Source organism: Providencia sp. SP181, from assembly GCF_050446505.1.
Lineage (GTDB): Bacteria > Pseudomonadota > Gammaproteobacteria > Enterobacterales > Enterobacteriaceae > Providencia > Providencia vermicola.
Genome location: NZ_JBBPXM010000017.1, coordinates 38,190 through 60,013 on the forward strand (window position 1 = coordinate 38,190; position 21,824 = coordinate 60,013).

Annotated in this window: 22 protein-coding genes and 1 riboswitch; of the genes, 8 read left to right on the forward strand and 14 right to left on the reverse strand. The window is 44.2% G+C overall.

The features are described from left to right. The first annotated feature begins 177 nt into the window (after positions 1–177). The gene (locus AABS66_RS19320) at positions 178–1,479 is read left to right on the forward strand and encodes a uracil/xanthine transporter (RefSeq protein ID WP_206086805.1); all 1,302 of its coding nucleotides are present in this window, start codon (positions 178–180) and stop codon (positions 1,477–1,479) included. A gap of 54 nt (positions 1,480–1,533) precedes the next feature. On the opposite strand, the gene thiH is transcribed toward AABS66_RS19320, so the two are convergent. The 12 genes from thiH to AABS66_RS19380 form a co-directional block, all read right to left on the reverse strand. Continuing rightward, positions 1,534–2,655 (reverse strand): 2-iminoacetate synthase ThiH, encoded by a 1,122-nt coding sequence (thiH, locus tag AABS66_RS19325; RefSeq protein WP_272539920.1) that lies wholly within the window; start codon positions 2,653–2,655, stop codon positions 1,534–1,536. Next, a complete protein-coding gene (locus tag AABS66_RS19330) occupies positions 2,652–3,422 on the reverse strand; it encodes a thiazole synthase (protein ID WP_206086803.1) in 771 nt (256 codons plus the stop codon). Before AABS66_RS19330 ends, thiH begins: the two co-directional genes overlap by 4 nt. Before the next feature lie 2 nt (positions 3,423–3,424). Further along, positions 3,425–3,625, reverse strand: coding sequence for a sulfur carrier protein ThiS (thiS, locus tag AABS66_RS19335; protein WP_225820908.1), 201 nt, complete (start codon positions 3,623–3,625; stop codon positions 3,425–3,427). After that, complete coding sequence (locus tag AABS66_RS19340; protein WP_430225327.1) at positions 3,613–4,371, reverse strand: HesA/MoeB/ThiF family protein; 759 nt, start codon at positions 4,369–4,371, stop codon at positions 3,613–3,615. The genes thiS and AABS66_RS19340 overlap by 13 nt, the downstream gene beginning before the upstream one ends. A gap of 74 nt (positions 4,372–4,445) precedes the next feature. Beyond that, entirely contained in the window at positions 4,446–5,111 is a 666-nt protein-coding gene (gene thiE / locus AABS66_RS19345) for a thiamine phosphate synthase (protein ID WP_206086800.1), read from the reverse strand. Beyond that, the gene (gene thiC / locus AABS66_RS19350) at positions 5,095–7,080 is read right to left on the reverse strand and encodes a phosphomethylpyrimidine synthase ThiC (protein WP_206086799.1); all 1,986 of its coding nucleotides are present in this window, start codon (positions 7,078–7,080) and stop codon (positions 5,095–5,097) included. The genes thiE and thiC overlap by 17 nt, the downstream gene beginning before the upstream one ends. A 147-nt stretch (positions 7,081–7,227) precedes the next feature. After that, positions 7,228–7,339, reverse strand: a riboswitch (TPP riboswitch). Between the two features lie 521 nt (positions 7,340–7,860). After that, positions 7,861–8,523, reverse strand: coding sequence for an HAD family hydrolase (locus tag AABS66_RS19355; protein WP_272539918.1), 663 nt, complete (start codon positions 8,521–8,523; stop codon positions 7,861–7,863). Positions 8,524–8,541: 18 nt separating this feature from the next. Continuing rightward, positions 8,542–9,558: an ABC transporter ATP-binding protein gene (locus AABS66_RS19360; protein WP_272539928.1), complete on the reverse strand. Its 1,017-nt coding sequence runs from the start codon at positions 9,556–9,558 to the stop codon at positions 8,542–8,544. After that, the gene (locus tag AABS66_RS19365) at positions 9,558–10,382 is read right to left on the reverse strand and encodes an ABC transporter permease (protein ID WP_206086795.1); all 825 of its coding nucleotides are present in this window, start codon (positions 10,380–10,382) and stop codon (positions 9,558–9,560) included. Before AABS66_RS19365 ends, AABS66_RS19360 begins: the two co-directional genes overlap by 1 nt. After that, positions 10,372–11,274 (reverse strand): ABC transporter permease, encoded by a 903-nt coding sequence (locus tag AABS66_RS19370; RefSeq protein WP_206086794.1) that lies wholly within the window; start codon positions 11,272–11,274, stop codon positions 10,372–10,374. The genes AABS66_RS19365 and AABS66_RS19370 overlap by 11 nt, the downstream gene beginning before the upstream one ends. Next, complete coding sequence (locus AABS66_RS19375) at positions 11,274–12,089, reverse strand: alkaline phosphatase family protein (protein ID WP_272574382.1); 816 nt, start codon at positions 12,087–12,089, stop codon at positions 11,274–11,276. The genes AABS66_RS19370 and AABS66_RS19375 overlap by 1 nt, the downstream gene beginning before the upstream one ends. Positions 12,090–12,121: 32 nt before the next feature. Beyond that, positions 12,122–13,174, reverse strand: coding sequence for an ABC transporter substrate-binding protein (locus AABS66_RS19380; protein WP_225820915.1), 1,053 nt, complete (start codon positions 13,172–13,174; stop codon positions 12,122–12,124). Positions 13,175–13,439: 265 nt separating this feature from the next. On the opposite strand from AABS66_RS19380, the gene nudC reads away from it, so the two are divergent. The 6 genes from nudC (at position 13,440) to AABS66_RS19410 (ending at position 18,027) form a co-directional block, all read left to right on the forward strand. Further along, positions 13,440–14,231 carry an NAD(+) diphosphatase gene (gene nudC, locus AABS66_RS19385; RefSeq protein ID WP_206086791.1) on the forward strand — a complete coding sequence of 264 codons (792 nt, stop codon included), beginning with the start codon at positions 13,440–13,442 and terminating at the stop codon, positions 14,229–14,231. A gap of 92 nt (positions 14,232–14,323) precedes the next feature. Continuing rightward, positions 14,324–15,388 (forward strand): uroporphyrinogen decarboxylase, encoded by a 1,065-nt coding sequence (gene hemE / locus AABS66_RS19390; protein ID WP_349416032.1) that lies wholly within the window; start codon positions 14,324–14,326, stop codon positions 15,386–15,388. A gap of 117 nt (positions 15,389–15,505) precedes the next feature. Then, positions 15,506–16,177 carry a deoxyribonuclease V gene (gene nfi, locus AABS66_RS19395; protein WP_272682151.1) on the forward strand — a complete coding sequence of 224 codons (672 nt, stop codon included), beginning with the start codon at positions 15,506–15,508 and terminating at the stop codon, positions 16,175–16,177. 74 nt (positions 16,178–16,251) lie between these two features. Next, complete coding sequence (locus tag AABS66_RS19400; protein WP_206086788.1) at positions 16,252–16,839, forward strand: YjaG family protein; 588 nt, start codon at positions 16,252–16,254, stop codon at positions 16,837–16,839. 199 nt (positions 16,840–17,038) lie between these two features. After that, positions 17,039–17,311: an HU family DNA-binding protein gene (locus AABS66_RS19405; RefSeq protein ID WP_206086787.1), complete on the forward strand. Its 273-nt coding sequence runs from the start codon at positions 17,039–17,041 to the stop codon at positions 17,309–17,311. Positions 17,312–17,400: 89 nt separating this feature from the next. Next, positions 17,401–18,027: a DUF1481 domain-containing protein gene (locus AABS66_RS19410; protein WP_206086786.1), complete on the forward strand. Its 627-nt coding sequence runs from the start codon at positions 17,401–17,403 to the stop codon at positions 18,025–18,027. Positions 18,028–18,237: 210 nt separating this feature from the next. Here AABS66_RS19410 and purD read toward each other — a convergent pair whose 3' ends face one another. Beyond that, complete coding sequence (gene purD, locus AABS66_RS19415) at positions 18,238–19,521, reverse strand: phosphoribosylamine--glycine ligase (protein ID WP_206086785.1); 1,284 nt, start codon at positions 19,519–19,521, stop codon at positions 18,238–18,240. 17 nt (positions 19,522–19,538) lie between these two features. Beyond that, positions 19,539–21,128 carry a bifunctional phosphoribosylaminoimidazolecarboxamide formyltransferase/IMP cyclohydrolase gene (gene purH / locus AABS66_RS19420; protein WP_206086784.1) on the reverse strand — a complete coding sequence of 530 codons (1,590 nt, stop codon included), beginning with the start codon at positions 21,126–21,128 and terminating at the stop codon, positions 19,539–19,541. A 284-nt stretch (positions 21,129–21,412) separates the two neighbouring features. Between purH and AABS66_RS19425 the strand changes: the two genes are divergently transcribed. Then, on the forward strand, positions 21,413–21,571 hold the full coding sequence (locus tag AABS66_RS19425; RefSeq protein ID WP_184957435.1) for a hypothetical protein: 159 nt from the start codon (positions 21,413–21,415) through the stop codon (positions 21,569–21,571). Positions 21,572–21,824 lie beyond the last annotated feature (253 nt).

The following is a 21,824-nucleotide window of genomic DNA, read 5'->3' on the forward strand; positions in this document are numbered from 1 at the left end:
TTTATCAACTAGTCGAATGAAAATAAAAATAGAGAATTAATAGCGTATGAAGCTATTTTTTATAATGATAAGAATAAATGATGATTTATAAATATCATAACAATTAGATTTAAATTAGAAATTTTCCGTTATAAACATTAAGCTGGTCAGATATATAATCACCAGTAAGGAATGAAAATGCGGAATATTGCTATTACAAAAAATAATATTATTTCTGGCTTTCAATGGTTCTTTTTTATCTTTTGTAATACGGTTGTTATTCCCCCGACGTTACAGTCTGCTTTTCATTTGTCACCACAAACCACGTTTGTTATTACTCAGTATGCTTTTTTATTAACAGCTTTAGCTTGCTTGTTGCAAGCATTTATAGGCCATAAACGCTCCGTGATGGAGGGGCCAACAGGGTTGTGGTGGGCAACAATTTTAACCGTAACTTTGTCAGAATCTATGCAAGGAACTCCTCTTGAGACGATTGGATGGAGTTTAGCCATGGGGATTTTTCTGTCTGGGATTATTACTATTCTTATTGGCCTAAGCGGTCTTGGTGGTTGGTTAGCGGGTTTGTTCAAGCCTGGTGTGCTGGTGGTCTTTATGTTTTTACTTGGCGCGCAACTGGTCACTATTTTTTTAAAAGGAATGTTAGGGCTACCCTTTGGTGTTGGCAGTGAAAATATTACAGTTAATTATCCTGTATTCTTTTTGGCGCTCGCAGTACTGATATTTGTGATAGGGGTAATTGTGTATTTACCCGTGAATATTAGCAAATATGCATTATTGATTGGAACAATCATAGGGTGGGTTGCCTATAGTGGGTTATTTGGTAGCACGATATCATCTGTTTCATCAGGGGAATGGGTATTATTTCCATTAGGCCGCTCTGATGAAATTAATATAAGCATTGTGATAACAGCGATTTTGGCTGGGATATTAAACACATCAAATACGTTTGGAGCAATGCGCGGAACGGATGTTTTTTACCCTAATTCATTACCCGTTAAGTCCTTATATCGGCGTAGTTTTATGATGTCAGGAGTTGTAACAATATTAGCAGCGCCGATAGGCGTAGTGCCTTTTTCACCGTTTGTTTCATCAATTGGTCTAATTACTCAAACAAAAGATTGTTCACGTATCTCTTTTACTATTGGCAGCCTTATTTTCTTATGTGTGGGCGGGGTTGCAGTATTGACTCAATTTTTCCGCTCTTTGCCGTTAGCCATTGGTAGCGCGGTTATGTTAGCAACTTATTTGCCGTTATTGTTTTCGTCATTTTCATTTCTGACGGATATGAAATTAAATGCACGTAATATTTATCGCCTCGCATTACCTATTTTTATTGGCATTTTTTTGATGTCAGCACCTGCTGCGGTACTAAATTCGTTACCAACAATGTTTAGTTCTTTACTGGGTAATGGGTTACTTATAGGCATTATATTGGCTCTTATTTTAGAAAATACGATCAAATGGGATAAAATCTCCTAAATAATAAAAGAGCACTAAGCGGTTGTGCAGCTAATGCTCTTTTTCAGTAAAATTCTAACGGCCTAAATAACCATCCCAATCTTTCCAAACGGGCTGTAAACCGGCTTGCACAAGTGCATTCGCTACTTGTGCGGCACTGCGGTTATCATTTGGGGAAAATTGTTCTAGCTCTTCTTTGGTATCTGCATAACCCCCTGGTTGGGTTTTTGAGCCTGCGCTGACATTATTAATCGCGAGTGGTACTACATGGTCGCGAAAATACGGAGACTCACGAGTCGACAGTGAAAGCTCAACATTGGGGGCAAGTAACCGAAAGGCACAAATGAGTTGGACCAATTCCGCTTCATTCATCAGTGATGCAGGCTCAACGCCACCCGCACAAGGGCGCAAACGCGGAAATGAAATGGAATAGCGGCTTTGCCAATAATATTGCTGCAAATACAGTAAATGCTCGGCCACCATGTAGCAATCGGTGCGCCAACTATTAGATAAACCAATTAATGCCCCAAGACCAATTTTATCCACACCAGCTTCACCAAGGCGTTCAGGGGTGGCTAAACGCCAGTGGAAATCTTGTTTTTTACCCTTGAGGTGATGCAACTGGTAGGTTGGCTCATGGTATGTTTCTTGATACACCATCACACCATCTAAGCCCAATGTTTTCAATTCCTTATATTCGTCAGTGCTTAATGGCTGCACTTCCATCATCAACGAACTGAAATAAGGGCGAATGATAGGCAAGGTATGGCGGAAATAATCCATCCCCACTTTACTTTGGTGTTCCCCTGTGACTAACAATAAGCTATCAAACCCAATTTTGCGGATCGTTTCGCACTCATTGATTATCTCAGCATCATTGAGTGTTTTGCGTTTGATTTTGTTACTCATCGAAAAACCACAGTAAGTACAATCGTTTGCGCAGAGATTGGATAAATAAAGAGGAACGTAAAACCCAACTGCATGACCAAAACGTTGGCGGGTGAGTCTTTGTGCTTTTTGTGCCATTGCCTCGACATAAGGGCGTCCAGCAGGGGAGAGTAGCGCCATAAAATCATCGAGGGTGAGGATATCACTCGCTAAAGCGTGTTCTACATCGTGGGCGGTTTTGCTGTTGATTCGCAGTGTTGTGTCGTCCCAATCCAATGTACTTAAGCGCTCTTGGAAACGGGGGATCATGATAATGCCTCCAAAAAGCTGGTGAGTGGGCTGGAAGCTTGGGCTTGTTGCTTCGGTGCCGCTAATCCACTTTGATAAGCTAGTTCAGCGGCCTCGACGGCAAGTTTAAAGGCTTTCGCCATTAAAATGGGGTGCTTGGCAACGGCAATCGCGGTATTCACCAACACCGCATCAGCCCCCATTTCGATAGCCTCTGCGGCGTGGCTCGGTGCGCCAATCCCTGCATCGACAATAACGGGCACGGTGGCTTGCTCGATAATAATCCGCAGCATCTCTTTAGTGGCTAAGCCTTTATTGGTGCCGATAGGCGCACCTAATGGCATAACTGCCGCGCAGCCAACTTCTTCAAGACGGCGGCACAGTACAGGGTCTGCACTGCAATAAGGTAATACCACAAACCCTTCTTTGACGAGCTGCTCCGCGGCGAGCAGGGTTTCGATAGGATCGGGTAATAAATAGCGCATATCAGGGTGAATTTCGAGTTTGACCCAGTTGGTGCCCAGAGCCTCTCGAGCAAGGCGGGCAGCAAATACCGCTTCTTGGGCGTTTTTTGCCCCCGATGTATTGGGTAAAAGCTTTACGCCAAGCTCTTGAAGAGGTTGTAAAATACCATCATCCTGTCCACGCAAATTAATTCGTTTCATGGCCATGGTGACTAATTGGCTACCTGAGGCTTGAATGGCATCTTGCATTAGCCTGGCATTGGCAAACTTTCCTGTTCCTGTAAATAGACGTGATTGAAAGGTAAAATCGGCGATTTTTAACATTGTTAGCCCCCAGCGATAGCTTGAAATAACAAGATATTGTCTTGGTCATTAATGAGATGAGAATCCCACTGACTCTTTGGAATGATCACTTGGTTGATAGCCAGCGCTGTGCCAGCGGTGGAGCGGCCTAGCGTCTCAAATAACTGGTTGACAGTCAGCGGGGCATCAAGCGCCATAGTTTGGTCATTAATTAGGATATGCATGCTTCTTCCCGACAAACTGGACATTGCAGCGAAGGCGTTAACTGCAAAGTGTTCCACTGTTGTTGTTTTCCATCGAACAAGCGTAGTTTTCCGCTTAAAGATGAAGGCAACCCGACAAGTAATTTAAGGGCTTCAAGTGCTTGTAGCGTACCGATAACACCAACGACAGGCCCTAATACTCCCGCTGTGCGGCAGTTTCGCTCAGGTTCATCTTGATCGGGGTAAAGGCAGGCGTAACACCCTGAACTAAACGGCGGTTCGAGCACCATTAGCTGTCCACCAAAGCCCACTGCGCTACCGCTAACGAGTGGCGTGTTGGTCATGACACAGGCGGCATTGACGGCATGGCGTGTTGCCATGTTATCGCAGCAATCAAGCACTAAATCGACCTGCTCAACGAGTGGGATTAATGTTTCAACTTCTAGTTTTTGCACAACTGCTCGTGTTTTCACGAGCGGGTTGAGTTGATGAAGCCTCTTTGCTGCAAGTTGGGCTTTTGACTGTTCGATATCATCAGTATTGTAGAGCACTTGTCTTTGTAAATTAGAGACATGCAGGTTATCGTGGTCAGCAAGCCATAATTCGCCAACGCCTGCACCAGCTAAATAGAGGGATGCGGGAGAGCCTAACCCACCTAAACCGACAATCAGCACTTTGCTATTTTTCAGTTTTTGTTGCCCTTCAGGGCTAATGTCTTCAAGTAATAGCTGGCGGCTGTAACGCATGAATTCTCGGTCACTTAACATGATTAAATTCCTCGAATTATCAACCGTGTGTCTATTTCACTAAATACACGGCTAATTATTTGATTATGAATTAATTAACAAGCGCGATGACGCTCAATTAAATTCAGTAACGTTTCAGTGGCTGCCCGCCAATCATCGGCTTTGGTAATTGCACTGACCAGTGCCACACTGCCAACACCTGTTGCTAAAACAGCAGGTACGCGCTCAATGGATATTCCACCAATGGCGACAGTTGGGTAATCAGGTGTTGCCTCAACCATCGCTTTTAGCGTTTCCAATCCTTGAGGAGATGACGGCATCTCTTTGGTTTGTGTGGGGAAAATATGCCCCATTGCAATATAAGAGGGGCGCACGGATTTGGCGATGGCTAACTCATGTTCATCGTGAGTTGAAATGCCTAACCGAAGCCCTGCTTGGTGGATTGCCAGCAAGTCAGTGGTTTCCAAATCCTCTTGACCAAGGTGTACGCCGTAAGCGCCAAACTCCACGGCTAAGCGCCAGTAGTCGTTGATAAATAACCGTGCGTTATGTTTTTTACCCAAAGCAATAGCTTTTTGGATATCATCGCGTACATCAGCATCCGCTTTGTCTTTGATGCGTAATTGAAGGGTGGAAACACCTGCACTAAGCAGGCGTTCAATCCATTCAACGGAATCAACAACAGGGTAGAGACCGAGGTATTGCTCGGTTTCGGGAAATGGCGATGTTGGCGTAATAATAGGATTAGGCGATTTTTTCATTATCAGCGACCTCTGCATTCACAATTTCTGCGCCATGGTATAGCTCGCTACCGTGGGCTCGGAAGGCTTCAGACATCTGTTCCATACCCGCTTCTTTTTCGTTTGCTTCTTTTTGGGCTGCGTAATCACGTACTTCTTGGGAGATTTTCATCGAACAGAATTTCGGCCCACACATTGAACAGAAATGGGCAATTTTCCCCGAAGCTTGTGGCAAGGTTTCATCGTGATATTTACGTGCGGTTTCGGGGTCTAATGCCAAGTTAAATTGGTCTTCCCAACGGAATTCGAAACGTGCTTTTGACATGGCATTGTCGCGAATTTGTGCACCTGGGTGGCCTTTGGCAAGGTCAGCTGCGTGCGCTGCAATTTTATAGGTGATAAGCCCTTGTTTAACATCGTCTTTGTTCGGCAGGCCCAAATGCTCTTTTGGTGTGACATAACAGAGCATTGCACAACCAAACCAGCCGATCATTGCTGCACCAATGCCTGAGGTAAAGTGGTCATAACCTGGTGCAATATCGGTTGTGAGCGGCCCTAAGGTATAGAATGGGGCTTCGTGGCAATGCTCCAACTCTTCCGTCATGTTGCGGCGGATCATCTGCATCGGTACGTGGCCGGGGCCTTCAATCATCACTTGGACATCATATTCCCACGCAATTTTGGTTAACTCGCCAAGGGTATGAAGTTCGGCAAATTGTGCGGCATCGTTTGCATCTTGGATGGAGCCTGGGCGCAAGCCATCACCTAATGACAAGGAAACGTCGTAAGCGGCACAAATTTCACAAATTTCGCGGAAGTTTTCGTACAGGAAGTTTTCTTGGTGATGAGATAAACACCATTTTGCCATGATAGAACCACCGCGCGAGACAATGCCCGTCAAGCGTTTAGCGGTCATTGGTACGTAACGCAGCAAGACTCCAGCATGGATAGTAAAGTAGTCAACGCCTTGCTCGGCTTGTTCTAATAACGTATCGCGGAACATTTCCCACGTCAGGTTTTCCGCTACGCCATTGACTTTTTCAAGGGCTTGGTAGATGGGAACTGTGCCGATGGGGACTGGGCTATTACGTAAAATCCATTCACGGGTTTCATGGATGTAGCGGCCCGTGGACAAATCCATTACGGTATCTGCGCCCCAGCGCGTTGACCAAATCAGTTTTTCCACTTCCTCTTCGATGGATGAAGTGACCGACGAGTTGCCGATATTGGCGTTCACTTTCACCAAGAAGTTACGGCCAATAATCATCGGCTCAGATTCAGGGTGATTGATATTGGCTGGGATGATGGCGCGACCCGCGGCGACTTCTTGGCGAACAAACTCAGGCGTGATATTTTCGGGCAAATTAGCCCCAAAGCCTTGCCCTGGATGTTGTTGCAGCAAAACCTCACCACGAATACGTTCACGACCCATATTTTCGCGGATGGCGATAAACTCCATTTCTGGGGTAATGATGCCTTTACGAGCGTAGTGAAGTTGGGTGACGCATTTGTTGGTTTGCGCTTTTAATGGGTGTGGGCGGTTGTTAAAGCGTAAGTGGTCGAGACCCGCATCAGCGAGACGCTGTTGTGTGAAGTCAGAACTTAAGTTTTCGACTTCGGTGGTGTCTGAACGTTCGTTTATCCACGGTGCGCGAATTTTTTTCAGGCCTTTGTGAACGTTGAGTTCTGATGTTGGGTCGCCGTAAGGGCCTGAGGTATCGTAGATAGGAACGGGTTCGTTATCTTCAAATTGCGGGTTATCTTTGTCGCCACCAATGAGGGTTTGCGAAAGCTGGATTTCTCGCATCGGGACTTGAATATCGTCTCTTGAACCTTGGAGATAAATACGTTCAGAATTCGGAAATGAAACACCAGAAACGGTGTTAATAAAGTTTTCAGCGGCGTCACGTTGGGCCTTACGCGTGCGAGCAGGTGCAGCTTGTGGGGATAAATCAGCGGTCGGTATAACATTATTTGTAATATTGGACATAGCAATTTCCTGACATTGTCACGGCTATGATGCAAAGCGCACCAAGCGGGTTTATCGAAAGAAAGTTGCTTGTCAGGAGTTCGGAGGAGTAATAAAAAAGACGTTGCGTTTAAATTTTCACCAAAAGGAAAAGGTCAAAAATGGCGCTGAGTGATTACTCTTGTTCCCTTCGCGGGTATTAACCCGATCAGGTTCCGCGGATCCCGAATTAACGGTCTCAGCCTGATGCTATGCATACTAGGCACTCCGACAAGAGATTTCAGTATAAGCTTTCCTCGTCATTCTTCAAGCGATAAGTGCGTTGGCTGCGCTCGTCTCCCCAAGTCACATACTTATGTATGCTCCTTGGGATATCCTCGTTTACCGCCTTCTTCTCACTTGAATTATTTAGAGGAAAGAGGAAAGAGGAAATTAAAGTGGAATAAGGTTATTTCCTCGTCACTCTTCAAGCGATAAGTGCGTTGGCTGCGCTCGGCTCCCCAAGTCACATACTTGTGTATGCTCCTTGGGATATCCTCGTTTACCGCCTTCTTCTCACTTGAATTATTTAGAGGAAAGAGGAAATTAAAGTGGAATAAGGTTATTTCCTCGTCATTCTTCAAGCGATAAGTGCGTTGGCTGCGCTCGGCTCCCCAAGTCACATACTTATGTATGCTCATCGGGATAATTCTATTTATCTCCTTCCTCTAGCACGAATAATTTAGAGGAACCTTTGAAAGGCAAGTTAGTTAAAACCTAAAACCTAAAAAATTGAAATCAAGGTTCGGATAACAATAAGGTTTATAAATTCCACTGATATTGCGGCCAATTATTTTCATTGGCGGCTTGGAGAAGTCGGTGGTCGCCGTTGACAATAAACGTTTCGTCGGCGAATTGGCACATCGGGAGGTCGTTAGCAGAGTCGGTGTAGAAGTATACATACGCATCGGTGATTGGCTGGTGGCGAACCCAATTCATAAGGCGTTTAACCTTACCTTCCTTAAAGGTTGGAATACCATCAATTTCGGTCGTATAGCAGCCATTTTGCTGCTTAATATCAATGCCCATGGCGACATCGGCATTGAGTTGAGCCGCGATCTTTTTGACAATAAATGAAACGGTTGCAGAGATCACAATAATCGGGATCCCCTTGGCGCGGTAGCGGGCGATCGTTTGACTCGCTTCAGGGTAGATCTTTGGTAAAACCACGCTTTGCACGAAATCATCCAGCCAGATATCCACTTGTTCCGTTTTGATATTAGCGAGGGTTTGCAGGTTAAAATGCAGGTAAGTCGGCATATCCAAAGTGCCTGCATTATACTGCGCCATCATGGCTTTATCGGCTTCCACAAACTGCGGGTCACTGATGATTTGCTTATCCCACAGGTATTGTGTCCACAATACGCTGCTATCCCCTTGAATCAACGTATCATCTAAGTCAAAAATGGCTAATTGGTTTTGCATTATATTCCTATCGTATGATTAGCTAAGTGCGCGAATTTCATTTTTATTAAACATTAACTCAAGGCGGGTGCCAGGTTCAAATAAACGTTCAGAAGAGCGATTGAGTAGGTCGACGGTCATATCTCCTACAGGGGTATTCACGCTATAACGAATAATATTGCCAAGCAACTGATGATCTAAAATCACGGCATCCACAGGGTGAGAAATATGTGTACCGTATTGGCGACCCGCTTCTTTCACATAAATAGATTCAGGGCGGATGGCGAGTGTACCCTGTAAATTTAACCCTAACATGGTATTGGCTTTGTGAGCATCCACCAAATTGTAGTGCCCCATAAAACGAGCAACAAACTCGTTCGCTGGCTGGGTATAAATATTCTCTGCCGTATCACTTTGTACGATCTGCCCTTTATTCATCAAAAAGATCCTATCAGACATGATCATCGCTTCGTCTTGGTCATGGGTGACAAAAATCGTCGTTAGCCCAAGTTCCCGCTGAATATGTCGAATTTGCTGGCGCAAATGCTTACGAATGCGTGCATCAAGGGCGGATAACGGCTCGTCGAGTAATAAAATTTGCGGTTTCATTACTAGCGCCCTTGCTAGTGCCACGCGTTGGCGCTGTCCGCCTGACAATTGGTGGGGAAATTGCTGCTCTTTACCTTGCAATTCAACCAGTTCGATTACTTCTGCAACGGCTTTGGTTCTTTCGTTGCTATCGATTTTACGTATTTTTAAGCCGAAGGCGATATTGTCTGCGACGGTCATATTGGGGAATAGCGCATAGCTTTGAAACACCATGCCCACACCGCGTTGTTGGGCAGGTTGGTGGGTAATATTTTTGTGGTTAATATAAAGCTCACCACTATTAGGTTGCTCAAGGCCTGCAATACAGCGTAATAACGTTGATTTCCCGCAACCACTTGGCCCTAATAGGGTGATAAATTCGCCTTTTTCAATGGTAAATTGAATATCGGCGAAGACCTGATTTGACCCGAAAGATTTCGTTAAGTTTTCAGCAATAACATAGCTCATCATTCATCTCCTGAACGATTTAAACGCATTGCTAACCACGTCAGCAATAACGTAAATAAGAAGTAAGACATCACTAGTGCAGAAGTGAAGTGCCCACTGGTTTGGCGCATATTGAACAAGTAGATTTGCAAGGTCTCATAACGTGTTCCCACTAAAATATTGGCAAACACAAACTCACCCATCAAAAATGAAAATGAAATTAATAATGAAACCAACATGCCTTTGCGAATATTTGGCAGCACAATCATCATGAAAGCATTAAAGGTATTTGCCCCCAGCAAATGTGCCGCATCCATTAGGTCATGTAAGTTAATCCCTTGAAAACTATTGGCGAGGGCGCGGTACATAAATGGCAGTGTGATGGTGAAATAGGTGCCAATTAAGATCCATGGAGTGCCCACTAACATAAATGGTTCATCCGCGAAAATTTGCAATAAACCGACGGACGACACCACGGGGGGGATCGCAAAAGGGAGGATAATCAATAAATCCATTAGCCCTTTTAGCTTGGGAAAGCGATAAAACACAGCAAATGTCATCGGTAAAATGACCAAGGTACTGATTAACAGCGTGCCAAAACAGATAATCAACGAACGGCCAAATGCCATTAAAAACCGCGGGTCTTGCCACAATTGCAGATACCATTTAATGGACAAAGCATCGGGTAACACGGTTGCGCCCCAAGAACTGGCGATGGAATACACAAACGTAGCAATAATAGGCAGTGCTAATAAGCTGGCAACACTGATTAGCACTAACTTATGAAACCATAATCCAGAGTTCTTATTGGTTATGGTAGGGCTAATCACATTGTTATTTTGCATGGTAGCTCCGCTTGATTAACCAATGATGGATACCCGTGATAAACCCTAAGATCGCGATAAGTAGGACAGATAACGCCGCCGCCATATTTGGCTCGAGGAATAAATCACCAGACACTAAGCTGGCAATACGGATGGTCACAAGGTTGTAGTTACCGCTAGTTAATGCATAGGTACTGGCGTACGCACCCATCGCATTGGCAATTAAGATAATAAAAGTGCCAAGTAAAGCTGGGGAAAGCACTGGAATAGCGACTTTCAACCAATAGGTTAATTTGCTGGCCCCCATAGTTTTTGCCGCATCTTCCCACTCAGGTTTGAGGGCATCAAAGGCAGGGTAGAGCAACAATACACCGAGTGGAATTTGAAAATAGACATAAAGCAGCATTAACCCGCTGGCGCTGTAGATATTAAAATCTTCGATAATCCCCCACGCTTTGAGCTGCAAAGTGATTGCGCCATTAAAGCCCAAAATAATGATAAACGCGAAGGCCAGCGGAACGCCGCTAAAGTTACTTGCCATAGTGGTGAATGAAATCATCATTCGGCGCACCTTGCCTTGCATCTTGTAGATAGAAAAGGCGGTAACACTAGCGATAAACAAACCGATCACGCTACAAATCAACGATAACCATAAGGTATTTTCGAAGGCTTGCAGGTAAAAATCATTGGTAAACACATCAAAGTAATTACCTAAGGACCAGGCTTCTTCATAGATAAAACTGTTGATAAACACCCAAATCATCGGGGCGAGTTGAAATAGGCCAAACAATACAAAAAAGGGCAACAGGAGTAATGCTGCGCGCCAATGAAAACGGGCAAAGGTTTTTTTTAACATGGCCATTTTCCCCAGCTGTGGTTGGGCTTGCTCGTAGGGCGCAGTCAGGTCAGCCATCATGCATCTCCTTGTAATAGCGCATCACACACAGGCTTGTCGAGCGGGTCGATACCCAATAAACGGCATACTGTGCCACAAATGTCAGTTTGCTGAATATCACAAGGCTGATGGGCAAATTTTGAACCCATAACAAACAGCGGAACCCAGCACTCTTCGGGGAGTGTACCGCCATGGCTACGGTCATTGTTCATGCCATGGTCACTAGTGACAAGAATTTGATAGCCTTGCTCAATCCATGTTGGGATGTAATTCGACAAAATAATATCGGCATGACGAGCTGCATTGCGGTATTGCGGTGAATCAAACCCGAACTTGTGCCCTGTATCGTCAATGTTCATCGGGTGAATCAACAAGAAGTCAGGATCAAATTGGTTACGCAAATACTCTGCATCCAGCAAGAGATGGTCATCGGGGTAGCTGTCTGCTTGGTAAAAACAGCCGTGCTGAATAGTGAGCAATTCATCGTGCGTAAAGCGGTCGCGAGTCGCCACGAATGGTGCGCGGTTATATAGCTCGCTCACCCAATAATAAGCGGCAGCTGCTGTGGTTTTGCCTGCAAGACGTGCGAGAGAGAAAATGCTGTCAAAGTGGGATAAACGTACAACCTCATTGTTGACGATCCCGCTTTTCACTGGCGGCACACCTGTTAAAATGCATTCATACAACGGGCGGGACATGGAAGGGAGTTCGCACTCCAATTGATAAAGTGTTGCGCTATCGGCTTTGATAAGTCCATTGAGATAGCCCATGCACTGATGGGCTACTGAATAACTTAAGCCGTCTAGGACAACAAGTATGACTTTTTCAGACATCAGACTTTTATTCCTAAATTCAACAAATTCAATTACTGCTGGTGGATCAGAACTTGTTGTTGCCACATTTTTGGTAAATTACGCGATGATTTTTCCCAGCCGTCAGCATCTTTGATTGGCTGAACATTTTTATACTGTTCTTCTGGTAGTAATTTTGCTTTAACATCATCAGGTAATGTCAGATATTGGGCACGAATTGGACGAGCATAGCCTTCTGCCAGGTTCAACTGACCTTTATCACTGAAAATAAATTCACGTGCTAACTTGGCCGCATTTGGGTTTTTTGCAAATTTATTGATGATAGTGGTGTAGCCAGAGATCACTGAGCCATCGGATGGAATGACAACAGTAAAACGATCTCGGTTGATCTGATCGCGATAATTCAAGGCGTTAAAGTCCCATAAGATCCCAACTTCCACTTCACCTTTTTCAATATTTGCAACGGTAGGGTCATTGACTGATAGGCGCTTTTGCTTAGCTAACTCAGCAAACAATTCAATGGCAGGTTTAAGGTTATTTTCATCACCACCGCGGGCAAATGCAGCGGCTAAAACGGCATTGTTGGCTTGTGCTGCAATGCCAACATCACCTACGGTGACTTTGTATTTGCCTTTTAATAAGTCGTCCCAACTTTTTGGTGCATCTTTAACTAAGTCATTATTAATCATAAAGGCAATTGAACCGGTATAGGCTAATGCCCAGTGGCCATCTTTATCTTTTGCCCAATCAGGAATTTGTGACCATGTGGTGGGTTTATAAGGCTGGGTGACTCCTTTTTGTACCGCTACAGGGCCAAACGATGCGCCTACATCACCAATATCTGCCGTTGCGTTATTTTTTTCGGCGGCAAATTTGGCAATTTCTTGTGCGGAACTCATATCCGTATCTTGGTGTTTTAAGCCATATTGCGTGGCTAAATCTTGCCAAGTTCCTTTCCAGTTTGCCCAAGAATCAGGCATCCCAACGCTGTAAACTTGCCCTTCTTTTTTCGCTGCATTGATTAACTCTGTTAAATTAGCATCAGCAGCAAATGTCATACTGGATGCGGTCAGTGATAGTAAAATCGCAGGAACGATAGCTTTCATTGTTTTCTCACTTTTGAGGAACGGTGAACCAGATTGGTTACTGAGCATCCTAATTTTAATTAGTGACAGTGAGTTGACCGTTTTATGACAGTTTTTAGACATTTTAAGGGATGAATTGTCTAAAAACTGTCAAAATTGACAGGGATAGGAAATGAAACAAACGTTTGAATGACATTGTGTCAAAGAAGTGTATTGTGTGATTCGAGACTGATTTTTTATCGACAACCTTTTTATCAACAACAAAAAGCCAAAAAAGATAGAGAAAATGAATAAATTAACGTTAGTAGGAACAGAAAGTGGCTGGTGGTTCGTCTGTTTCGCTGGTCGATTGTGGTTACCGAAAGGGGATATTCCACGCGGCAGTGCTAAAGACTATTCATTAGAAGGTAAAAGTGCGACGCCAATCGGTGAATGGCAAGGGGAAATTGTCTGGCTGATCGCAGAAAAAATGCCATCAGATATGGCGTCTCCGCGGGTTGTTGCAGCGCAAGATGAAGGCTTATTCCGCCTAGCAGGGCGCGGCGTACAACTGGCTGAATTCTATCGTTCCCACCGCTATTGTGGTTACTGTGGCACGGCAATGCGCCACAGTGCAACAGAATGGGCGTGTTTGTGTGATCATTGCCATGAGCGTTATTACCCGCAAATTGCCCCTTGTATTATCGTAGGGATCCGTCGTGATGACCATATTCTCTTGGCGCAGCACCGTCGTCATTCCCAAAACCCATTATTTACCGTATTAGCAGGTTTTGTTGAGGTGGGTGAAACATTAGAAGAAGCCGTTATGCGCGAAGTCATGGAAGAGAGCCAGATAAAAGTGAAAAATATTCGCTACGTCTCTTCACAGCCATGGCCTTTCCCTCATTCCTTAATGATGGGCTTCCTTGCGGATTATGAGAGCGGTGATATTCAGGTTGATCCAAACGAGTTAGTCAGCGCAAATTGGTATCATTACAATGACTTACCGCTTATCCCTCCAGGGGATACTATCGCAAGGCGTTTAATTGAGGACACAGTAGCGTTGTGTCGTCAAAGTGAGTACGAATCGGACAAGTAGCAGTGCGCTGATATTGTTGCCTTTTACATGTTACAATAGCCATCTTTGCTTATAGCCATTTGCGGCGGCCACTAATAATAATGGAGTAAATAATGACTGAGTTAAAAAATGACCGCTATCTACGTGCTCTGCTACGTCAGCCTGTAGATGTGACCCCGGTATGGATGATGCGTCAAGCGGGGCGTTATTTGCCTGAATACAAAGCAACGCGCGCCGAGGCTGGTGATTTTATTGCGCTGTGCAAAAATACTGAGCTTGCGTGTGAAGTGACATTGCAGCCATTACGTCGTTTCCCATTAGACGCCGCAATTTTATTCTCTGATATCCTAACTATCCCTGATGCCATGGGACTTGGACTGTATTTTGAAACAGGCGAAGGTCCACGTTTTCAAAAGCCTATCACCTCTGTGGCGGATGTAAAAAACATCCCAATTCCCGATCCTGAAATGGAGCTGGGGTATGTGATGGATGCTGTTCGTGCTATTCGTAAAGCCCTTGAAGGGAGCGTGCCACTAATTGGTTTCTCTGGAAGCCCATGGACATTAGCTACTTACATGGTAGAAGGCGGTAGTAGTAAAGCCTTCACTAAAATCAAAAAAATGATGTATGAAGACCCGAACACACTGCATTTATTATTGGATAAACTGGCGGATAGCGTCATTTTATACTTAAATGCGCAAATTCGTGCGGGCGCACAATCCATCATGATTTTTGATACATGGGGTGGTGTATTAACTAAACGTGATTATTTACAGTTCTCTTTGAACTATATGCATAAGATCATTGATGGATTAATTCGTGAAAACGATGGCCGTCGTGTGCCAGTTACCTTGTTCACCAAAGGTGGCGGACAGTGGTTAGAAGAAATGGCTGCAACTGGTTGTGATGCATTAGGCCTTGATTGGACAACAGAAATTGCCGATGCGCGCCGCCGTGTTGGTGATAAAGTTGCGCTGCAAGGTAATATGGATCCGTCTATGTTGTATGCGCCACCTGCACGTATTGAAGACGAAGTGCAAAATATCCTGTCTGGTTTTGGTCACGGCGAAGGGCATGTTTTCAACTTAGGTCATGGCATCCATCAGGATGTGCCACCTGAACATGCAGGCACATTTGTTGATGCGGTTCACCGTTTCTCTCGCCAATATCATCAGTAGTCATCATTTCTTGATGTTCTTGATGTTCTTGATTTGTGGTGTATTTATAGAACCTTGTAAGTACACCATTATCATCTATGATTAAGAATAATTAAGTATCGAAGCATTGGATGCGCTATGGTTTTAGATACTCAACAGCTACGAAAAGAACAAACTAACCAAGCCTCAAAAATCATTTTGCAGGATGAGTTTCCATCATTGAAACTGATTGGTGGGGCGGATGTGGGCTTTGAACAACAAGGCACAATTACCCGTGCAGTGATCGTTGTGCTGTCTTGGCCGCAGTTAGAACTCGTTGAGTATCAAATAGCACGAATCCCGACTCAGTTGCCTTATATACCTGGGTTACTTTCTTTTCGTGAAGTGCCTGGTCTAATGGCTGCGTGGGAAAAAATACAGCACAAGCCTGAATTAGTCCTCGTGGATGGGCAAGGTATTGCTCACCCAAGGCGCTTTGGCGTGGCTTGCCATTTTGGTTTACAGGCCAATGTTGCAACGATAGGCGTTGCAAAAAGTCGTTTATGTGGTGATGCAGCTGAATTAGGCGACTCTCCCGAAAGTGTTCAGCCATTAATGGCAGGGAAAAATCAACTCGGTTGGGTATTGCGGAGCAAAAAACGCTGCAAACCATTATATGTTTCGCCGGGGTATAAAGTCGGTTTTTCGTCTTCCTTATCGTGGGTTAAGCAGTGTCTAAAGGGTTATAGGTTGCCTGAACCAACACGTTTTGCTGACGGAATTGCATCAAATCGAACGTTTTTTAAGCGAATGAATGAGAAAATCAGCTAATTATCAGCAAAATATGTGGCATTGACAGATTTTCAGGTAAACTGCGAAGTATTAAGATTGATGAGTCAGAAATTATGTTAAGAAATCCCATTCATTTGAGGTTGGAAAAATTAGAAAGCTGGCAACATACAACTTTCATGGCAAGTTTATGTGAAAGAATGTATCCCAACTTTCAGATGTTTTGTCAGCAAACTGAATTTGCCGATGCAAAAGTTTATCGTTCCATCCTTGATTTAGTTTGGGAAACTTTGGTCATTAAAGATAGCAAAGTCAATTTCGACAGTCAGTTAGAGAAATTAGAAGAAATTATCCCATCAGCAGATGATTTCGATATGTATGGTGTGTATCCAGCTATTGATGCCTGTATTGCATTAGGTGAAATCATTCACTCAAAATTGAGTGGGGAAACCCTTGAGCACGCAATATTGGTTAGCGAAGCCTCCATTCGTACGGTTGCCATGCTCGAAATGACTCAAGCAGGGCGGGAAATGACAGATGAAGAACTTAAAGAAATTCCTGCGATTGAAGAAGAGTGGGATATCCAGTGGGACATTTTCCGTTTACTGGCAGCTTGTGAAGAGCGCGACTTAGAGTTAATTAAAGGATTAAAATCTGACCTTCGCGAAGCGGGGGTGAGCAATATAGGTATTACTTTAGGCTAATTTTTACGCTTTCGTTATCGAAAACGTGACTTAGCGCAGTAATGCTGAGTACTAAGACTTCACATTTGCCCCTACTCTGGTCTACATTTAGGGGCGAGAAGAAGTGGCTATCGGGGGCGTGTATCAGGGGCTGTCAATTTGGCATATCCGACGCACTCGATGCTTTGCAAACGATAAACACACTGTGTAAGGATAATTTATGAACAAGACTGAATTAGTTGATGCTATCGCAGAATCAGCAGACCTGACCAAAGTTCAGGCAAAAGCAGCTTTAGAATCTACTCTGAATGCTATTTCTGAAACGCTGAAAAAAGGTGACAGTGTACAACTGGTCGGTTTCGGTACTTTTAAAGTTAGCCACCGTGCTGCTCGTACTGGTCGTAACCCACAAACTAAAGCAGAAATCCAAATTCCTGCGACAACTGTACCAGCTTTCTCTGCCGGTAAAGCACTGAAAGAAGCTGTAAAATAAGTACATTGTATACTCGAATTATCAGAGGGGGTAAGAAACTACCCCTTTTGTTTATTCAAAAAGGGTTGCTGGTATTGGGAGCTCTCTCAATGCTAAGCGCCTGTTCCTCGAATGCACCAAAGCTTCCAGAGTTTAGTGCAAGTGGTTTTATTGCCGATGATGGCGTCATTCGTATGTGGCGGCTGAATGATGCAAAAAGCCAACCCCTTGTCCTGATGATGGTTTACAGTCCTTATAAAGGCACTGATACTTCCGTTAATTTCTTCGAATACCGTTCTGGTAATCTCTGGCAAATTCGCAGCCAAATCTTGAACCAAAAAGGTGGCGATATTACGGAACAGCTACGCTTCGATAAAAATAATGATGTTATTTTTATGCAGCGTGCTCAGGATGGTACTAAAACACCTCTTTCTACCGATGAAATCACGCGTTGGCGCTTTGAAGCAGCTCGGGTACTTGAGACCAACACCGCGCTTATCGTGGGTGGCGTTAAACTTTATCAAGGGCGTTGGCAGCAAGGTAAAGTGACGACTTGCGAAGGTGATGTGAGAGACGTGACTTTCGAACCATATGCTGAAAACTGGTTACAAAGCCGTGCGAAAGTGTGGCATTCTCAGCTGAATTTGGCGTGGTTGGAGTCTTCCGAGGGAAATCAGCTTTTGATGGTGGCGGATACGGATTTTTGCCGCTGGCAGCCTTCTAAAGATTCACTCTAATTTCACCGCTCGTCGTCTTTCAAATCCTAGCGTTGTTGGCTTCGGTGACTTAACCCAATCACATAGTTATCTATGCTTCTGGGCATAAGTAACCTTGCCGCCTAGCTATGCTTCGAAATACTTAGAGCCATTGGCTGCTAGTAAAAACAAACAACAATAAAAAAGCTGATAAAAGTTTCCTCTTATCAGCTTGTCGATTATTGGATTTTATTACTTAATACGTGCGATGGCGCGGTAGCCGATATCGTTGCGATAAAAGCTATCATTCCAGTGAATATTCTTAGCGGCTTCATATGCTTTAGTTTGGGCTTTCTCGATATCATCACCCAACGCGGTCACGCATAGTACACGGCCACCAGCAGTAACGACATCACCATCTTTCATGCGAGTGCCTGCATGGAACACTTTGCTATCAGCGGCTTCAGTGGTTGGCAATCCAGAAATAACATTACCGTTACAGTAATCCCCAGGGTAACCCCCAGCAGCAATGACAACACCTAAAGCAGGGCGCTCATCCCACAGTGAATCTTTGCCTGCCAGCTCACCGTTCGCGCCGGCTAAACACAGTGCGACTAAGTCTGACTGTAAACGCATCATGATAGGTTGTGTTTCAGGATCGCCAAAGCGGCAGTTAAATTCGATAACTTTTGGATTGCCCGCTTTATCAATCATTAACCCTGCGTATAAGAAGCCTTGGTAACGATTACCTTCCTGATCCATGCCTTTAACAGTAGGATAAATCACTTGCTGCATCACACGTTGATGAATTTCATCTGTGACAACCGGAGCGGGAGAGTAAGCCCCCATTCCGCCTGTATTGAGACCCGTATCACCATCACCAACACGTTTATGGTCTTGGCTAGTGGCCATTGGGATGACATTCTCACCATCGACCATCACGATAAAGCTGGCTTCTTCACCATCAAGAAACTCTTCAATCACAATACGGTGTCCTGCATCGCCAAAGGCATTACCTGCTAACATATCTTGAACAGCGTCTTTTGCTTCTTGAAGTGTCATCGCGACAATAACACCTTTGCCCGCCGCTAAGCCATCAGCTTTAATCACGATAGGTGCGCCGACTTTATCTAAATACGCTAACGCGGGTTCCACTTCTGTGAAATTTTCATAAGCCGCAGTCGGAATATGATGGCGAGCTAAAAAGTCCTTAGTAAATGCTTTTGAACCTTCAAGTTGTGCAGCCCCTTTTGTTGGGCCAAAAATTGTTAAGCCTGCCGCTTTAAATGCATCGACAACGCCAATCACTAAAGGGGCTTCAGGACCGACAATCGTTAAATCGATTTGTTTTTCTTTGGCGAACTGCAGCAGGCCATCAATATCAGTAGCAGAAATATTCACATTTTCGATAGCAGACTCAAGTGCTGTTCCTGCGTTACCTGGTGCAACATAAACTTTTTTTGCTAAAGGCGATTGCGCCGCTTTCCACGCTAATGCATGTTCACGGCCACCACCGCCAATAATTAATATATTCATGAATAATCTCCTAATAATTAGTGACGGAAATGGCGCATATTAGTGAAAATCATCGCAATACCATGTTCATTTGCCGCAGCAATGACTTCTTCGTCACGAATTGAGCCACCTGGTTGAATAACACAAGTCACACCAACGGCGGCAGCCGCATCGATACCATCGCGGAATGGGAAGAAAGCATCTGAGGCCATCGCACAGCCTGCAACTTCTAAACCTTCGTCGGCCGCTTTGATCCCCGCAATTTTAGCTGAGTACACACGGCTCATTTGGCCTGCACCAATCCCGATGGTCATGTCATTTTTAGAATAAACAATCGCATTTGACTTAACGAATTTCGCGACTTTCCAGCAGAATAAGGCATCTTTTAGTTCACGTTCAGTAGGTTGGCGTGTCGTAACAACGCGTAGTTCTTCTTTTTCTACCATGCCTAAATCACGGTCTTGGACTAATAAACCACCGTTAACACGTTTGAAATCTAAGCCTGCAACGGGTTTATTCCATTCACCGCAAACAAGTACGCGAACATTTTGTTTGGTTTCAAGAATCGGTAATGCATCATTTGCTACTGAAGGTGCAATAATGACTTCAACAAATTGACGTTCAATAATAGCTTGTGCAGTTGTTTTATCTAACTGACGGTTAAACGCGATGATACCGCCGAACGCAGAGGTTGGGTCAGTTTTGAATGCATTATCATAAGCTGCATGAATATCTTTGCCGATAGCGACACCACAAGGGTTCGCGTGTTTTACAATCACACAGGCAGGCTCATCGAATGACTTCACACATTCCAGAGCAGCATCGGTATCGGCGATATTATTATAAGAAAGCGCTTTGCCTTGAATTTGCTGTGCGGTTGCAATCGATGCTTCTTTTGGATTTTCTTCTATATAGAAAGCGGCATCTTGGTGGCTGTTTTCGCCATAACGCATATCTTGTTTTTTGATAAAGTTTAAATTCAATGTGCGAGGGAAACGACCAGAAGGCTGCGTGGTATCACCATAATAAGGGGCAACTAACTCGCCAAAGTAGTTCGCTATCATGCTGTCGTAAGCGGCGGTGTGTTCAAACGCTTTTATGGCCAAGTCAAAACGGGTTGCCCAATTCAGCGAATTTTGGTGACCATCCATTTCATCAATAATAGTTTGGTAGTCATTGCTGTTGACTACGATCGCAACGTCTTTATGATTTTTAGCCGCAGAGCGCACCATGGTTGGGCCCCCGATATCGATATTCTCAACCGCATCTTCTAGTGTGCAGTTTGGTTTTGCTACTGTTTGAGCAAAAGGGTATAAATTCACAACAACCATATCAATAGGCGAAATATCATGTTCTTGCATGATTGCGTCATCAGTGCCACGACGCCCTAAAATGCCACCATGAACTTTCGGGTGCAACGTTTTTACGCGGCCATCCATCATTTCAGGGAATCCCGTGTAATCTGAAACTTCAGTCACGTTAAGACCTGATTCTGCGAGGAGTTTCGCAGTACCGCCAGTTGATAGAAGTTCAACACCACGTTCGGAAAGCGCTTTAGCGAATTCAACAACCCCTGTTTTATCAGACACACTAAGCAGGGCACGACGAATAGGACGAAGCAGTTGCATGAGATAGATCCCTTGGATTTGAATAAATAAGGCAATACGAATATCAATGAGTGAAAAGCCACTGGCTTTTCTTATATACCTATTTATAAAAGCGGAATTTGATTGCTTCTTCAATAGCGATATATAAGTCACTAACAATTTCAGAACATAAAAACAAAATCAATGCTGAAATTTCGCGCTAATTGTAACGCAAACGTTTGCGTAATGCGCGATAAATTTTAAATTATTTTCGCTTGTGGATAACTTGGTGGATAAGTCAGTATAAGTAGGGGTTTTGCTGTGGAATGCAGCAGTTGAATAAAAAAATGCAAAAAAGGGGTTGCCAGATTTTTCTGACTCCCTATAATGCGCATCCACTGACCGGGAACAAGACAACGCAAAGCGCGGTGAACACTGAAACGGCAGCGAGAGATTCTGAAAAGAAAAAGCAAAAAATTGCTTGACTCTCACGGAGGAAAACGTATTATACGCCTCCTCGCAGCAACGACCCAGAAGGTCAATTTCACGACGAAATGCTGCAACGCTCTTTAACAATTTATCAGACAATCTGTGTGGGCACTCACAGGACACTATCAAAAAAATATTTGATTTTAAGTCTTGAAGAGTGACTAACACGTTAATTCATATATATGAACTAATAGGTAATATGTTTTCGTAAGAAGACATACGACAGTAAACATTCTTTGAGCATCAAGC

What these genes read in the sequence shown, in the direction of transcription:
- AABS66_RS19320 (WP_206086805.1), top strand. Translation starts at nt 178, where the DNA reads ATGCGGAATATTGCTATTACAAAAAATAATATTATTTCTGGCTTTCAA.
- thiH (WP_272539920.1), bottom strand. Translation starts at nt 2,655, where the DNA reads ATGATCCCCCGTTTCCAAGAGCGCTTAAGTACATTGGATTGGGACGAC.
- AABS66_RS19330 (WP_206086803.1), bottom strand. Translation starts at nt 3,422, where the DNA reads ATGTTAAAAATCGCCGATTTTACCTTTCAATCACGTCTATTTACAGGA.
- thiS (WP_225820908.1), bottom strand. Translation starts at nt 3,625, where the DNA reads ATGCATATCCTAATTAATGACCAAACTATGGCGCTTGATGCCCCGCTG.
- AABS66_RS19340 (WP_430225327.1), bottom strand. Translation starts at nt 4,371, where the DNA reads ATGTTAAGTGACCGAGAATTCATGCGTTACAGCCGCCAGCTATTACTT.
- thiE (WP_206086800.1), bottom strand. Translation starts at nt 5,111, where the DNA reads ATGAAAAAATCGCCTAATCCTATTATTACGCCAACATCGCCATTTCCC.
- thiC (WP_206086799.1), bottom strand. Translation starts at nt 7,080, where the DNA reads ATGTCCAATATTACAAATAATGTTATACCGACCGCTGATTTATCCCCA.
- AABS66_RS19355 (WP_272539918.1), bottom strand. Translation starts at nt 8,523, where the DNA reads ATGCAAAACCAATTAGCCATTTTTGACTTAGATGATACGTTGATTCAA.
- AABS66_RS19360 (WP_272539928.1), bottom strand. Translation starts at nt 9,558, where the DNA reads ATGAGCTATGTTATTGCTGAAAACTTAACGAAATCTTTCGGGTCAAAT.
- AABS66_RS19365 (WP_206086795.1), bottom strand. Translation starts at nt 10,382, where the DNA reads ATGCAAAATAACAATGTGATTAGCCCTACCATAACCAATAAGAACTCT.
- AABS66_RS19370 (WP_206086794.1), bottom strand. Translation starts at nt 11,274, where the DNA reads ATGGCTGACCTGACTGCGCCCTACGAGCAAGCCCAACCACAGCTGGGG.
- AABS66_RS19375 (WP_272574382.1), bottom strand. Translation starts at nt 12,089, where the DNA reads ATGTCTGAAAAAGTCATACTTGTTGTCCTAGACGGCTTAAGTTATTCA.
- AABS66_RS19380 (WP_225820915.1), bottom strand. Translation starts at nt 13,174, where the DNA reads ATGAAAGCTATCGTTCCTGCGATTTTACTATCACTGACCGCATCCAGT.
- nudC (WP_206086791.1), top strand. Translation starts at nt 13,440, where the DNA reads ATGAATAAATTAACGTTAGTAGGAACAGAAAGTGGCTGGTGGTTCGTC.
- hemE (WP_349416032.1), top strand. Translation starts at nt 14,324, where the DNA reads ATGACTGAGTTAAAAAATGACCGCTATCTACGTGCTCTGCTACGTCAG.
- nfi (WP_272682151.1), top strand. Translation starts at nt 15,506, where the DNA reads ATGGTTTTAGATACTCAACAGCTACGAAAAGAACAAACTAACCAAGCC.
- AABS66_RS19400 (WP_206086788.1), top strand. Translation starts at nt 16,252, where the DNA reads ATGTTAAGAAATCCCATTCATTTGAGGTTGGAAAAATTAGAAAGCTGG.
- AABS66_RS19405 (WP_206086787.1), top strand. Translation starts at nt 17,039, where the DNA reads ATGAACAAGACTGAATTAGTTGATGCTATCGCAGAATCAGCAGACCTG.
- AABS66_RS19410 (WP_206086786.1), top strand. Translation starts at nt 17,401, where the DNA reads ATGCTAAGCGCCTGTTCCTCGAATGCACCAAAGCTTCCAGAGTTTAGT.
- purD (WP_206086785.1), bottom strand. Translation starts at nt 19,521, where the DNA reads ATGAATATATTAATTATTGGCGGTGGTGGCCGTGAACATGCATTAGCG.
- purH (WP_206086784.1), bottom strand. Translation starts at nt 21,128, where the DNA reads ATGCAACTGCTTCGTCCTATTCGTCGTGCCCTGCTTAGTGTGTCTGAT.
- AABS66_RS19425 (WP_184957435.1), top strand. Translation starts at nt 21,413, where the DNA reads ATGCAGCAGTTGAATAAAAAAATGCAAAAAAGGGGTTGCCAGATTTTT.